The sequence below is a fragment of the Bifidobacterium catenulatum DSM 16992 = JCM 1194 = LMG 11043 genome (genome assembly GCF_001025195.1).
Classification (GTDB): Bacteria; Actinomycetota; Actinomycetes; order Actinomycetales; family Bifidobacteriaceae; genus Bifidobacterium; species Bifidobacterium catenulatum.
Map to the genome: position 1 here is coordinate 1,971,717 of NZ_AP012325.1, position 13,904 is coordinate 1,985,620.

General features: G+C 56.5%; 11 protein-coding genes and 1 pseudogene. 3 read left to right on the forward strand and 9 right to left on the reverse strand.

Translation table 11 applies throughout. From position 1 onward, the window contains the following. Positions 1 to 394: 394 nt before the first annotated feature. The gene (locus tag BBCT_RS08225) at positions 395 to 733 is read right to left on the reverse strand and encodes an MFS transporter (protein WP_160245618.1); all 339 of its coding nucleotides are present in this window, start codon (positions 731 to 733) and stop codon (positions 395 to 397) included. Positions 734 to 955: 222 nt separating this feature from the next. On the opposite strand from BBCT_RS08225, the gene BBCT_RS08230 reads away from it, so the two are divergent. Further along, a complete protein-coding gene (locus tag BBCT_RS08230; protein ID WP_003835355.1) occupies positions 956 to 1,717 on the forward strand; it encodes an SIR2 family NAD-dependent protein deacylase in 762 nt (253 codons plus the stop codon). Between the two features lie 107 nt (positions 1,718 to 1,824). On the opposite strand, the gene ilvA is transcribed toward BBCT_RS08230, so the two are convergent. The 4 genes and pseudogenes from ilvA to BBCT_RS09230 form a co-directional block, all read right to left on the reverse strand. Beyond that, a complete protein-coding gene (gene ilvA, locus BBCT_RS08235; RefSeq protein WP_003835354.1) occupies positions 1,825 to 3,090 on the reverse strand; it encodes a threonine ammonia-lyase in 1,266 nt (421 codons plus the stop codon). Positions 3,091 to 3,324: 234 nt separating this feature from the next. Next, positions 3,325 to 5,145, reverse strand: coding sequence for a glycoside hydrolase family 13 protein (locus BBCT_RS08240; RefSeq protein WP_034248212.1), 1,821 nt, complete (start codon positions 5,143 to 5,145; stop codon positions 3,325 to 3,327). 136 nt (positions 5,146 to 5,281) lie between these two features. Beyond that, positions 5,282 to 5,692, reverse strand: a pseudogene (locus tag BBCT_RS08675) (Sip1-related alpha-galactosidase); the annotation flags it as partial. 69 nt (positions 5,693 to 5,761) lie between these two features. Further along, entirely contained in the window at positions 5,762 to 5,941 is a 180-nt protein-coding gene (locus tag BBCT_RS09230; RefSeq protein WP_147522595.1) for a hypothetical protein, read from the reverse strand. A 238-nt stretch (positions 5,942 to 6,179) separates the two neighbouring features. Between BBCT_RS09230 and BBCT_RS09030 the strand changes: the two genes are divergently transcribed. Continuing rightward, positions 6,180 to 6,401, forward strand: coding sequence for a LacI family DNA-binding transcriptional regulator (locus tag BBCT_RS09030; protein ID WP_035136283.1), 222 nt, complete (start codon positions 6,180 to 6,182; stop codon positions 6,399 to 6,401). A gap of 441 nt (positions 6,402 to 6,842) precedes the next feature. Here BBCT_RS09030 and BBCT_RS08255 read toward each other — a convergent pair whose 3' ends face one another. Genes BBCT_RS08255 through BBCT_RS08265 form a run of 3 tightly spaced genes read right to left on the reverse strand, consistent with a single transcriptional unit; the run spans position 6,843 to position 9,999 of the window. Continuing rightward, complete coding sequence (locus BBCT_RS08255; RefSeq protein WP_003835369.1) at positions 6,843 to 7,718, reverse strand: carbohydrate ABC transporter permease; 876 nt, start codon at positions 7,716 to 7,718, stop codon at positions 6,843 to 6,845. Between the two features lie 38 nt (positions 7,719 to 7,756). Beyond that, complete coding sequence (locus BBCT_RS08260) at positions 7,757 to 8,692, reverse strand: carbohydrate ABC transporter permease (protein WP_003835368.1); 936 nt, start codon at positions 8,690 to 8,692, stop codon at positions 7,757 to 7,759. 14 nt (positions 8,693 to 8,706) lie between these two features. Continuing rightward, positions 8,707 to 9,999: an ABC transporter substrate-binding protein gene (locus BBCT_RS08265; RefSeq protein WP_003835367.1), complete on the reverse strand. Its 1,293-nt coding sequence runs from the start codon at positions 9,997 to 9,999 to the stop codon at positions 8,707 to 8,709. Between the two features lie 207 nt (positions 10,000 to 10,206). On the opposite strand from BBCT_RS08265, the gene BBCT_RS08270 reads away from it, so the two are divergent. Then, a complete protein-coding gene (locus BBCT_RS08270; protein ID WP_033513429.1) occupies positions 10,207 to 11,409 on the forward strand; it encodes an ROK family protein in 1,203 nt (400 codons plus the stop codon). Positions 11,410 to 11,484: 75 nt separating this feature from the next. On the opposite strand, the gene BBCT_RS08275 is transcribed toward BBCT_RS08270, so the two are convergent. After that, a complete protein-coding gene (locus BBCT_RS08275) occupies positions 11,485 to 13,797 on the reverse strand; it encodes an alpha-galactosidase (protein WP_003835365.1) in 2,313 nt (770 codons plus the stop codon). Positions 13,798 to 13,904: the final 107 nt, after the last annotated feature.

Consider the following 13,904-nt stretch of genomic DNA (forward strand, 5'->3'; position numbering starts at 1 on the left):
TATCCGAAATCATCCTGATCCAAGTCGGAGATCACTTGGCAATCTTCCGGAAGCTCGTCGGTATGCGGGAAAACTTGATCTGCTCGACCGGCGTAGGAATCGGGTCAAGCTGGGTCGGCGACGGCGGCGCCACCATCGATTGCCCCGATCGCCGTAACCGTCTCGGTCATCTCGGCCGCATCGGCGCCATCATCTGTAATGCTTTGTGCAGTATCAGTAGTCATAATGCACCTCTCACTCCTTTTTTGTTCCATACATGATTATCAAGATTGCTTTTCTCGAATTTGATTGCCCGATGCTCCCTGTTTCACGTGAAACATCAGAAGTTACGTCGCGCGACCATGGCCTGAAATACATGGCCGCACATCGCTCTTGTTTTTACGATTAATCGCACTTAATTGCGTTTCTTATCGAATGCATTGAAAGCAACGATCATAATGCAGACAATCATGAGCACGGCTGCAAAATTTAGCGACTTCCACGTGCTTGTCATGCCGGTAATCGCCGAAGAGAAGATCGTGGCACCCAAGCCGACCATGGTCGACCGGATACCCATCAGGGCGTCAGCCTCGCTGCCCTTCTTAAAGCAGTCCACAATCAGCGACGCGGAAAGCGGCTGAATCAGTCCGACGCCAAAGCCACATATCGCGCGCAGCACAATCTCCAACGTGAGCGAAGGCACAAACATTGGCAGGAATCCACCAAAGAAGCACACCAGCAGAGATAGCGACAAGACAGCCGCCTTGAGCATATGTCTGCGAGGTCCAGGTTGAGGCAACGCCTCCACAGGATTGCCGACAGATCGATTACTGACAGAATGATGATGGGAGAATGATGATGAGAGATTGATGATTGGTGGATCGATTATTGACTTGCGCCGCTGCCAACTTGCGTTTTCACCAACTTGGGACTTCGCCGACTTGGGACGTTCACGAAAAACGGCTATACCTAAGATATGAGCAAAAAGATCGCAGTATTGACGGGGGCGGGGATTTCCACGTCCGCAGGTATTCCCGACTTCCGCGGACCGGACGGCGTCTGGACCAAGCACCCTGAACAAACGAAAGTGTATGATATCGACGCATTCCTCGCCAATGAGGAAGACCGCGAGTATTCCTGGCGTTGGCAGAAGGAATCGCCTGTATGGAACGCGCAGCCGGGCACCGCGCACAAGGCGCTCGTCAAACTGGAACAGGCTGGACTGCTAACACTGCTCGCCACACAGAATTTCGACGCGCTGCACGAAAAAGCAGGCAATAGCAGCGACGTCATCGTCAATTTGCATGGCACCATCGGCACCTCGCACTGCATGAAATGTCATGCAAAATACGACACCGCCGACATCATGGCGAATCTCGACAACGAACCAGACCCGCACTGCCATCGCAGACTGCCGTACAGTGGCAACATGCCATGCAACGGACTCATCAAAACCGACGTGGTCTATTTCGGCGAAGCGCTGCCGGACGGCGCGCTTGAAAAATCGTATCGCCTCGCGACGCAAGCCGACGAACTGTGGGTTATCGGATCCACGCTGGAAGTCATGCCCGCGGCAAGCATTGTGCCCATGGCCGCAGAGGCTGGCGTACCAATCACCATTATGAACATGGGGCGCACGCAATACGACCGCTTGGCAGACCGGCTCATCCACGACGATATTGCCGTCGCCCTGCCGCAACTCGTTGATGAGGCAGTCGCCGCCGAACAAGGCAAGTGACGTCAAGTACACAAAAGTACGCAAAAAAGGCTCCTCGACCCGATTGGATCGAGGAGCCTTTTTGATGAGGAAGATATGCGGAATCCGCACGTATCTACCGTGGACAATCAGTAAATACGCTTAGGCTGGAAACCGGCTTCGCGCATCGCGTCAAGAATGCGGTCGATATGCTCGGGACCGTTGGTCTCGACGGTGACGCCCAAGGAAACCGAATCAGTGTAATGGCTGGAAGCCTTGAACTGGTCATGGTCAAGCGCAATGACATTGGCGCGCTGCTCGGCCAGAATCGTAGCCACCTTGACAAGCTGGCCCGGAGTATCCGGAAGCTCGACCTCAAAGTTCATGATTCGACCGCGGGCGATCATGCCCTTCTGAATCACCGCACTGATGGAGACGGTGTCCTCATTGCCACCGGAAAGAATCGGCACCACCACATGCGGGTCCTTAGCCTCGGCGAACTTGCGCGAACGCAGGTTGAGATGTTCAAGCGCAGCCAGAGACACGGCGCCAGCAGCCTCGACAACCAACTTGTGCTTTTCGAGCATGAGCAGGATCATCTCGTTGATGTCGCGCTCGGTCACGGTGACGATGTCATCAAGGAATTCGTTGAGCAGCGCGAACGTGAGATCGCCCGGACGCTTCACAGCAACGCCTTCGGCGGATGTACGCACCTGGTCGGCGGCAACCACATGCCCTGCGGCCAGCGAGTTCTTCCACGCTGGGCTGCCTTCCGGGATCGCGCCAATCACGCGCACTTCCGGCTTGAACGTCTTGATAGCAAGCGCCACGCCGGCGCCAAGGCCTCCACCACCCAGCGGTACGACCACATCGGTGACGTTCGGCACATCTTCGAGAATCTCGAGGCCAATAGTACCTTGACCACACAGTACCTCGTAATCGTCAAACGGCGGCACGTAAATCATGCCTTCCTTGTCGCTCAATTCCTGGGCGCGGGCTGCGGATTCGTCGAATACCTCGCCGTACAGCACCACATCTGCGCCGTACGCCTTGGTGGCGTCAACCTTCAGCGGCGGGGTGATCTGCGGCATGCAGATCGTTGCTTTTGCGCCGCGTTCGCGAGCCGCATATGCCACACCCTGCGCATGATTTCCTGCGGAAGCGGTGACAATGCCGCGAGCAAGCTGCTCATCGCTCAAGGATGCGATCTTGTTGTACGCACCGCGAATCTTGAATGATCCGGTAACCTGGAGATTCTCAGGCTTGAGCAAAATCTCATGTCCAGTCATTTCGGACAGCACCTTGGACGGAATGATTTCCGTATGGCGTGCAGTGCCCTCGAGTCGTTCGGCGGCTAGTTTCAGTTCAGCTGCGTGATTGCGCTGCAATGCTTTGAGAACCTCGTTTTGTTCCATAAGCGTTATTGTAAGCGCACGTCTGCCGAAACTACCTGATCATGCGGATTTTGCAATCAAAAGTGAGATTATTTGCGCAAATACTTGCAAAATTGAGATTGCCCACAAACGCAATCGGGGCAATCGGAGGCAATCAGAAATAATCGCAGTACAACAATCGCAATAAAAAGCGTTCGCACGATTCCGTGATGAATCGTGCGAACGCTTTGCAGAGAGTTTATAGGGAAAGATCGATTAGAGCTGAATCACGACTCCCTCCCAACGAGCAAGCTCGCCACGAGCGATCGATTTCACGCCATGCGCAACATCATAAGTGCTGAGCAGTATCTGCGATTCCGCGACGCCATCGCCGAGCAGCTCCGCCACTTCCCCCGGCAGACCGGCGGATCTATCGGTGAGATTGACGACAACAAGAATCGTATCGTCGCCGCTGGTACGGGTGAAGGCATACACCTGCTCGCTGTCCGCCGCGACCAGATTCCACTCGCCCGTCGCGACGGTCGCATTGTCGTGGCGCATGGCGATGAGCTTCTTGTAGAAGCCGTACACGGAATCCGGATCGTCGAACTCCTCGGCCGCGTTGATCTCCACGTGATTCGGATTCACGCCGATCCACGGCTCCGTCGCCGCGTCCGCCGGGGTGAAGCCGGCATACCTGGAAGCGTCCCACTGCATGGGAGTGCGCGAATTGTCCCGCCCGATAAGCGCGAGGGCCGCCATCATCGATTCCGGCGACTGGCACCTGGCCTCCTCCACGCGCTGGCGGTAGGCGTTGATGGCCTCCAAGTCGCGGTACTGGCCGAGCTCGGTGAAATGGGCGTTGGTCATGCCCAGCTCCTCGCCCTCGTAAATGTACGGGGTGCCGCGGTGCATGTGCAGCAGCATGCCGAACGCCTTGGCGCTCAACTCGCGCGACTCGCGGTCAGAGTCGTTACCCCAACGGGACACGACGCGCGGCTGGTCGTGGTTGCAGAAGAACAGGCTGGCCCAGCCGGCATTCCTCACGGCCTGCTGCTGGTCGGCAAGACGAGCACGCAGATTCTTGACTTCGAACGGCACGGTGTTCCACTTGGAACCTTCCTGGTCAATGCCCACGTGGTCGAAGAGGAACAGCATATCAAGCTCACCGTTCTTCGGATCGGTGACGTGCTCGTTGCGGGCCGGAGTGATGCCCGGCGCCTCGCCGACGTTCATGTAGCCCTCACGGCCCTCGAACACTTCGCGACGCATTTCAGCGAGGAATTCGTCGATGCGCGGACCGTCGGAACACCATGGGAACGGGCTGGAATAGCCTTCCTCACCAACTGGATAATCCTCAATTTCAGAACCGTCTTCACCCGGCAGTTTGCCGTTCTTATCAACAGTCTTCGAAACCTGAGTGATCACGTCCATGCGGAAGCCGTCGATGCCGCGATCCATCCACCAGTTCATCATCCTGTACACGGCCTTGCGCACCTCCGGATTCTCCCAATTCAGATCCGGCTGCTTCCTGGAATACTGGTGGAGGTAGTACTCGCCGCGCTTCGGATCGTACTGCCAAGCGGAACCGCCGAAATACGAACCCCACCGGTTCGGCTCGGCGCCCGGAGTGCCCGGCTCATGGCCCGGCCTGGCCGGACGCCACCAATACCAGTCGGCATGCGGGTCGTCCCTGTCTCGGGAGGCCTGGAACCAGGCATGCTCGTCGGACGTGTGGTTGACCACCAGATCCATCACGATCTTCAGACCGCGCCTGTGCGCCTCGGCGAGCAGCTCGTCCATGTCCTCCAACGTGCCGAACAGCGGGTCGATGTCCTGGTAGTCGGAGATGTCGTAGCCGTTGTCGTCCTGCGGCGACCTGTAGACCGGGGACAGCCACAGCACGTCCACGCCAAGATCAGCCAAATAATCGAGACGGCTGGTGATGCCCTTCAGGTCGCCGATGCCGTCGCCGTTCGTGTCCTGGAAGGAACGCGGGTAGATCTGGTAGACCACCGCGTTGGCCCACCACGGGTTCGGGGTCGCGCCGTTGGAACGCACGGCGTCGGGAAGGACGGAACGATTGAAATCAGTCATTTCGATGAGGCTCCTTTGCTTAAGTGAAATGGGTGAACTTTACTATGTCCAATGGTATACAAAGCGTTTTTTCTTTCTTGCCCGCGGCGCGTTTCGACAAGCGGGAAATGAATGCTGGCGATGAACGAGACAATCGCTATTCCTCGAAAACCATAGCCTCCCCATAGGAGACGCGTTCCGAAATGGATTCCCCAGCTTGCAGCAATCGGACGTCGCCACTTTCGGGACGGATGACGCGGCCCGGCCTGCGTGCGGTTATGCGCGTCAAAGATTCCTTCATACGCCGGGCGACCTCGCCGTTCGGATCGACGCCGTTCCAATAGCTTTGGAACGCCTGCCACACGCCGACATACTTCACGCCGAACTCGTCCTTCAGCAGACGCACGGTGTGCGAAAGTCCTTTGGGGAAGCGGCTTGGATCCGCACCGAACGAGCGCAACGTGCCATTCTTCCGATCGACATCGGACCATCCATCGTCAAGCAGCACCCAGGATACTGGTATGTTCTTGCGACGGAATTCCTCCATTTTGGCGATGATTGCCCGTTCGCTGACGTCCTGCCCGAGCGAATCCCACGTACACCATCCAAACCCGGCAAGTTCCTTCGGGAATGCGCGTTAGGAACGCATGCGGATATGCGTCCGTGTGACGGCAGCGCGCACGCATTCATGGATGGCCCGATATGGATCATCGGACACGGCGGCAACGCCCAGCATCCCATCCAGCCGGGTGAAGCCCATCGCGTTGGTGGACGCCCGCAACCGCAACCGTCCGTCGGAAGCCTCCCAAATCGGCACGGATATTACCCTCGCGCACTGCCAGCATCGCGTACCGCGTATCGGAGGAGCGCCACAGCAGAAGCTGGGTCCGTTCGGGAATGTCAGAGAACGTCCGCTCCCATATCGGACGCATCCACCATTCCTTGTGCTGGTACAAAGACAGAATGCAGCCGTCGTGCGGCACGTCGACGTCGAAACAGACCTCGACCGCGCAGAACGGATTATACGTGTCCTGCTCCTGGAACCGTACAGCACGATGCGCGGTCTGGAAGACATGTCCGTGGCCGGGCACGACGGATCGGATGTGGCCGCCAGCATCAAACTGACCACCATGGCGCAGCCCGCGAGCGAAATCGGACGAATCGCGGCACGCAAAAACATTGGATCTCGCCGCAAAAAAACACTGGACGAGCCGCGCACAATCATCCAGACCGTGCTGACGCCCGGCGATACGACGCGGCCAATCGCTCACGAATAGCGATTGGATGGCCGGCGGACGGGAAGGGACGTCGGACGGGACTCCAGCCGATCGAGTAAATAAGCGAATAAATCGGTTTCGTATCGAAAAAATCGAGTTTTTCGGGTTTGGGGGTACGCTTTCGATGCGATTCGACGGAAATTGCGCCCCCATATATGCACCGGGATTCATTCGATGATGGAAAACCGACTTTTTCGAATACGGGGGCAGAGCGATAGAAGACAAAGGTATAAAAGGTATAAAGGTCAGGCACGCAGAATCGACGCGCAGCCGCTGATATATACGAAAAAGCGGGAATCCTCGAAAAAGGGGAAACGAGGATTCCCGCTCGGCGCTGTGAAGTGTTACTTCCTGAACGGACGGCCTACGGCCGCATTGTCCCTGCCTTCACTCGCCTATCGGCTCGCTCAGGGGGAGCCTATGAACAGACCACTGGGCTGTTCACTTAACGGCTCCCCTCATCACTCCACCGACGACCCACTTTTGAGCGAAGATGTAAACGATGAGGACCGGAGCCATGGCCATCAGGTAGGACGCGAAGGCCATCGGATAGTTCGACGTGAACTGGCTTTGGAACACATACTGTGCGAGCGGAATCGTCTGATTGCTCTGATCAGTCAGCGTGATCAACGGCAGCAGGAAGTCGTTCCAAGCCCACAGTGCGGTCAAAATCGCAATCGTGGCATTAATCGGACCCATCAGCGGGAAAATAATCGTCCAGAAAATGCGCCAAGTGGAAGCACCGTCGATGCGAGCCGCCTCTTCCAACGAAATCGGAATCGAACGAATAAAACCAATCGCAATAAACAGATTCGTACCAATACCGAGAATCGTATACAGAATAATCAGACCAAGCTGATTATCAAGATGCAGCGAACCCATTTCCTTCGCGATCGGCAGCATGATCACCGTGAACGGCACGAACATCATCGCAAGGAAGAAGTAATACAAGAAGCGGAAGAATCGCTTATCCATATTCCTTGCCACAGCATACGCGACGAACGTGTTCGTCAGCAGCGTCAACACCACCGCGCACACAGTGATGATCGCAGAATTAAGCGCGGCCTTCGGATAGTTCACCTTATTCCATGCATCGGCGAAATTATGCCATTCCCACGTGGTTGGCAGGCTGAACGTGCCAGCCTCGCCCGGCGTCTTCAGCGCGGTGACCACGGTGAAATACAGCGGCACGAGCACGGTGAGGCTCAACACGGTCACAACCGCGGTCAGCCACCAGTTGACCTTGTGATCCCGGCGGATTTTCTCCGGCCTTGCTTGCGCTTGAACGCCAGTCTTTGCAACAGTTGCGCTAGTCATGATATTTCCTCTTTACCTTCAGACTTTCAGACCCTTGCTCAGACCTTTTCCTTGCCGCTGAAGAACTTCAGCTGCACAAAGGCCAGGATTGCCAGCACGATGAAGAACGTGACCGCGTTCGCCATCTGGTAGGAGTATTCGCCATTACCAAGGCCGTTCTGGAAGATCAGGTACGAGACGGTTTCGGTCTTGGAATCCGGGCCGCCCTTGGTCAATGCCATGATCTGGTCGAACGCGCCGAGCGAATTCTTGAGGCTCAACACCATGTTGATGGTGAAGAACGGGCCGATCAGCGGGAAGGTGATCTGCCAGAAGTTCTGCCAAGCGCTCACGCCGTCGATTGCGGCTGCCTCGTAAATCTCGTTGTCGATGGTCTGAAGGCCAGCCAAGTACAACAGCGTGGAGTAGGCCACGCCCTGCCAGATCGACAGGAACACAATCGGGAACCATGCCAAATCCGGATTGGAAATCATCGACGTCGACAGCCAATCAATATGCAGCGCCTGACCGATCGCCGGCAGCGGCGTCATGAAAATGTACTTGAACACGTAGCCGATCACCAGCACCGACAAGGTGTACGGAATGAAGAAGATCGCACGGAATCCGTTTTTGAACGCGATTTTCGAATTCAGCAGCACCGCAAGGAACATGCCAAGGAAATTCGTGCCAATCGTAATCAAAATTGCGATGAAAACAGTAAACAGGTACGCGTGACCGACGCGAGAATCCTGGAACATCGCAATATAATTCTTCAATCCGATGAATTTAAAATCACCGTAACCCTGCGAATTAGTGAACGAGTATGCCGCGCCCTGCAGGAACGGCCAATACAGGAAGATGGACACCAGAATCACAGCCGGAATGGTCATCCAATAAAATGCCGGATCAACCTTGCGCTTGGAATATTTCGAAACCTTATTCTTGGAAGTTTTTGCCGATTTCTTCGCAGTATTTGCAGTATGTGCGGTAGTCATGTCCGTTCCTCCTCTCACCTGAAGTTTCTGGCTTCGATCTTGTCGTATTCGGATTGCATGCTGTTCAGGAATTTTTCGGTGTTGCCCGACTGAATCAGCGTCTGCAGGAAGCCTGCGAGATTGATGCTGGCTGGCACGTAATGGTCGCAGAAGTCGGCCAGTTTGCCCGCCCGGTAGAAGTCGAGCACGCCATTCAGCGCTTCGTCACCCACATACGTGTCTTTGTAGGGGGTAAATGCGGACTGCTGCTTGGAGTAGTCCTTGATGTTTTCGTCGTTCATCAGAAAGTCGATGAATTCGCGCACTTCCTTCTCATGCTTGGTGTGCGCACCCATGGTCAGAATCACGTCATCGCCTGCCGTGAGCTGCTGTTCTTCGGCATTATCAGTTGCCGGCATTTGCGCGAACCGCAGGTTGGCATCGCTGTTGATGAGTCGGATCTGCGGAATCGCGTAGGTGCCGAGTGGCAGAATCGCAGCTTTGTCTGCGGCCAGATCCTGCGTGGCCTGCTGGTAAGTGACTGCCGGATTCTTCTGCGTGTAATTCTGGTAGATCTCGACCAACTGATCGCTGACAGTGCCCCACAGGTCGGAGAATTTCTTCGATCCGTCTTTGAGGGAAAGATATTCGGATTCCGGCACCAGCGTGGAGTTGAGTGACGCCAGCGGCGCCTGAAGTGTCCACGGATCGGCAGTGCTCGCTTCGAGCGGTACAATACCCTTGCTCTTGAAGCGTTGCAGCAGGTCGATAAATTCGCTCCATGTCTGCGGCGGATTGTCGGGATCCTCACCCGCCTGCTCCCACACGTCGGCGTTGATGATGTAGCCGGATGCGTTACCCGCATACGGCAGGCCGTACAGGCGCTTCTTGGATTCGTCGTTGGTTTGTACAAGGCTCTTGGCGATGTTGACCATGCCTGGATTGAGTTCGTCGACGATGTCGTCGTCGGTAAAATCGTGGAAGACACCTGCTTCGGCGAGCATACCGAAATTAATATCGCCATTGATAGTGATGACATCGGGTTCGCGATTTTTCACCAGTCGAGTACGCAGATCGGTAGTTGCGTCGGACGAATTGTTGACGTTGACTTTGATGTTGGGATGGGTTTTCTCGAATTCCTTTGCTTTTGCGGTGAACCAGTCCGCCGCTTCGGCTTTATACTGAAAGAAATCCAAAGTGACGGTTCCAGCGGTACTGTTGCCGCAACCGGCAAGACCGGCAGTCAATGCGACTGCGCATACGGCTGTGAGCGTACGGCATACAATCCTCCTGAATTTACCTACACTGGTGGTGGAATCAGGTTTCATTCTCGACTCCTTTGTATCTTTTCTCCACTACGGTGCAGCAGCTTCCTTACCGCATCACCGTTACTGGAAATTGTAGAAGGAGGCAGTTTTCATTCCCAGCTCAGCGCGCCTGTACGGGGCGGAAAACAAAAACGACGAGATTTTGTCACTCTGAGAAAGTAATTTGATGCACGATGTACGCGAACAGGAGCACGAAGGATGGTGCAGATGGCGGTTTCACCTCTGCCACAGTGGTTTGAAGGCTCGGAATATACCCATAAAGTCGCGGTTTGCGTCATGAAATACGGTCCGATTTCGCGTATTACTTTGGCACAGATTTTAGGACTTTCGCAAGGCGCGGTTTCCCGTATTACCAGCGATCTGATTTATGCTGGTGTGATCGAGGAGACGCCGATGCCGTCCGGCAAGGCCGGTAAACTGCCGAAAGGTTTCGTTCAGAAAGAAAATACGGAACGTCGCGGCCGCCCGCAAATGGGATTGCGAATAATCAAGAACGCGCGATCTTTCGTCGGCATGAAAATCAATGCGACGCATATTTCGGCGGTTGCGGTCAACGCAATCGGGCAGATTATCACCGGATGCCACGATTTGGAAATCGAAGACACGTCGCCGCAAACCGTGGTCACGCTGATCAAACAACTGACGATCGACTGTTCCGACGAGGCGGAGATGGCAGGATGGCCGAAACCGTGCGCCGTGGGAATCTCGCTGGGCGGGTATGTCGTCGACAATGCCGTAGTGACGTTCGCACCGTTCATGCACTGGTCGCAGCCCGTGGAGCTTTCCGCTATGGTTCGCGAGGCTACCGGATTGCCGACAGGCATTTACAATGATATCGATTCGTTGGTCGTTGATGCCTGCCTGTTTGGGTCCGGTGTTGGATTGGATAGCTTCGCGGTGCTGACGTTCGGCGCAGGCGTCGGCTATTCGTTGACGGTCAACGGCGAGCTGGTGAGCTGTCCGGATAAAAGTTACGGTTTGGTTGGGCATATTCTGGTCGATCCGGATGGACCGCGTTGTGTTTCCGGACACAAGGGATGCGCGCAATGCCTGTCCGACAACTCGATCGCGGCGGAATATTCGCAGATTATCGGCCATCCCGCATCATTCGACGATTTCGCACGTGACGCACGCGCGAACAAACCGCAGGCGACGAATCTGGTGAACCGCACCTGCTTCCGTCTCGGCACCATGGTGGCGACCATCGCCAATCTTGCCATGCCAGACAAAATCATGATCGCCGGAGAATCGTCGTTCATCGCGAAATTCGGCATTGACGACTTGCGCAACGGCATCAACATGTATCGGCATAGCCAGGCCGCGCCAGTGGATTTTGAAATTCCCGACCATGATTGGGCATTGTGGGCCAAGGCTGCCGCAGCGCAGGCGATTCGGCAATATGTTGGCTGATTGATTACTTGATTGTTTTTTAATGCAAAAATCCTCCCTTTTGTTCAGGGAGGATTTTTGTTATGCGATTACGGCTTATTCAGCGCTCTCGACGGGCGCAAGCACAGCCTTGAAAAGGACTGCTTGCGCCGGATGCAGTGCCGGCGGGCGGATGCCGTACGTGGCGAGCGCACGTCCGGTCATCTTCACACCTTCGGTCTTCCACCAGCCGAGCGGGCTCTGTCCGTTGGCGATGTCTTGCTTGGCGAGGTCGAGGCTCACGTCGAGCGGAGACACCTCATACACCTTGTCGGGGTCGAGGCCGGGCAGGCGTACCGGCGCGGCCGGGTAGGTCTGCGAGGTGGTGAGCTGGGTGAAACGGTAGATGGCGGCTGCCTTGTTGGGCATGACCACACCGTCCAAGCGCACTGCCGGATCGGCGGCGTCGGAATGCACGACTGTGTCGACTGCGAACCATTCGCGATGCTTCTTGAATTCGGCGACCCATTCGGCGAGCGCGTCGATGTCTTCCTGCGGTTCCTTGAGCAGGTTCCATTCGATGCCCATATGCCCGAAGAAGGCCATGGCCATGCGCAGTTCCTGCGTGGTTGCGCGATGCGTGGAGTGCGCCGGTGATGCGCCCACGTGTTCGCCGATCATTTCCGGAGGCACGAGCAGCGATGTATAGCGCTGGATGTCGGCGCGTTCCACCGGATCAACGCAGTCGGATCCCCAAATGCGGTCGGCTACTTCGAGAATGCCGAGGTCCACGCGGCCGCCGCCGGAAGAGCAGCTTTCGATTTCAAGTCCCGGATGTGCGGCCTTCAGATCGGCGAAAATGCGATATACGGCGAGCGTCTGCTGGTGCACTGCCGGGCGTCCGGTGCGCGGGGAGACGGCTTCGGTGACGAGCTTGTTGTGATCCCACTTGATGTAGTCGATGCCGAGTTCACCAACGAGCTTGTCCATTGCGTCGTAAATGTAGTCGTAGGCGTCCGGATTGGTCAGGTCCACAACCTGCTGGGTACGTCCCTGCATTGGCAGACGGCCTTCAGTGGGCTTCAACACCCAGTCGGGATGCGTGCGGAACAGGTCGGAATCCGGGTTGACCATTTCCGGCTCGAACCACAGGCCGAATTCGAGTCCCTTGCCATGCACATAATCGGCGAGTGCCTTGAGTGACTTGTCGCCGTCGGGCCACACGTCTTGCGAGATCTGCCAGTCACCAAGGCCGGAGGTGTCGTCGCGGCGGGAGCCGAACCAGCCGTCATCCACCACGAAACGTTCCACGCCACTTTCCACGGCCTTGTCGGCGAGTGCGGTGAGGGTGTCGTAATCATGGTTGAAGTAGACGGCTTCCCACGTGTTGAGAATGACCGGGCGTGGCTTGGGTGCGATGTTGTGTTCAGCGAGCCAGTCGCGGTGCACGCGGCGAATGTAGCCGTGGAAGCGGGCTGCGACTTCGTTGAGGCCTTCGCCATAGGAGCCGATGAGCCATGGGGTGGTGTAGGACTCTCCGTTGGCGAGACTGATTTCACCGCCGAACAGCACTTCGCCGCCGCCAATCACGCCGCTGGTATAGGGCAGGCGTTCCGCGGAAAGCACGCTGTTGCCGCTCCAGGCCACGTGTGCGGAGTAGACGTTGCCGTGCGTGAAGCCGAAGCCTTTTTCGCCGACGCTGAGCAGCAGGGTGGCATCGAAGTCTGGGCGTCCGGCCATGGATGCTTTGGCGAAGCGGCCGAGGGTGAAGTCTTGACGCTGTGGGGAGCGTTCGCGCAGATGGTGGCCGGTGGTGGTGAGGATTTCGTTGGCGTCGGCCGGCACGGTGAATGCGAGTTCGATCTTGCCGACTTCGAGCTGGCCTTCGCCAGTGTTCACGACTTCGGCGTTCTGACGGATGAGGCCGGTTTCGTCGAGTTCGCAGGTCCAGATGAGTTTCACATGCTGTTCCACGTCTTCTGCGGTGACGGTAACGGTTGGGGTCTGCTTGGGTTCGTCGGCCACGCTCCAGCTCGGGTATCCGTCTTTTTCACCCATGACGTAGGTTTTGCCAGCTGCCACGGTTTCGGCGGTGATGTTGCTGACTGCGAACTTGCAGAACAGTTCCACGCCGTCGCGGCGCACGTCGAAGCGGGTTGCGCCAATCCAGGATTCGGATTGCGTGGGCAGTACGCTCGGCCATGGGGTGTAGTCGAGCGCGCCGGAAACGCGCTGTGGCATTTGCGCGTCGAACATGTCGATCACGGTTGCCGGGACTGCGAGCGGACGGCCCCAGTGCACAAGTCGCGGCAGATCATTGCCGGGGAATACGAGTGCGAACGCCACGTTCGCGGCTGGCTGTTCGGCGTAGACCGCAGTGAGTTCGGTACCGTTGGTAGCGTTGCCATGGAAGGTCTGAATGAGCGTCATTGCAGCATCCTTTACATATTGCGATTGCCTTGTATTGTCACCTTCGATGATATGTCAAGCTTTATTTGTTGACGTCGTCGAGCGTGTTTCTTTCTTTCGGAAAGTAT

Coding starts and splice junctions, on each gene's coding strand:
- BBCT_RS08240 (WP_034248212.1), bottom strand. CDS start 5,145: ATGACTGATTTCAATCGTTCCGTCCTTCCCGACGCCGTGCGTTCCAAC.
- BBCT_RS08260 (WP_003835368.1), bottom strand. CDS start 8,692: ATGACTACCGCACATACTGCAAATACTGCGAAGAAATCGGCAAAAACT.
- BBCT_RS08230 (WP_003835355.1), top strand. CDS start 956: ATGAGCAAAAAGATCGCAGTATTGACGGGGGCGGGGATTTCCACGTCC.
- BBCT_RS08275 (WP_003835365.1), bottom strand. CDS start 13,797: ATGACGCTCATTCAGACCTTCCATGGCAACGCTACCAACGGTACCGAA.
- BBCT_RS09030 (WP_035136283.1), top strand. CDS start 6,180: ATGCGCGGTCTGGAAGACATGTCCGTGGCCGGGCACGACGGATCGGAT.
- BBCT_RS08270 (WP_033513429.1), top strand. CDS start 10,207: ATGGCGGTTTCACCTCTGCCACAGTGGTTTGAAGGCTCGGAATATACC.
- BBCT_RS08255 (WP_003835369.1), bottom strand. CDS start 7,718: ATGACTAGCGCAACTGTTGCAAAGACTGGCGTTCAAGCGCAAGCAAGG.
- BBCT_RS08265 (WP_003835367.1), bottom strand. CDS start 9,999: ATGAAACCTGATTCCACCACCAGTGTAGGTAAATTCAGGAGGATTGTA.
- ilvA (WP_003835354.1), bottom strand. CDS start 3,090: ATGGAACAAAACGAGGTTCTCAAAGCATTGCAGCGCAATCACGCAGCT.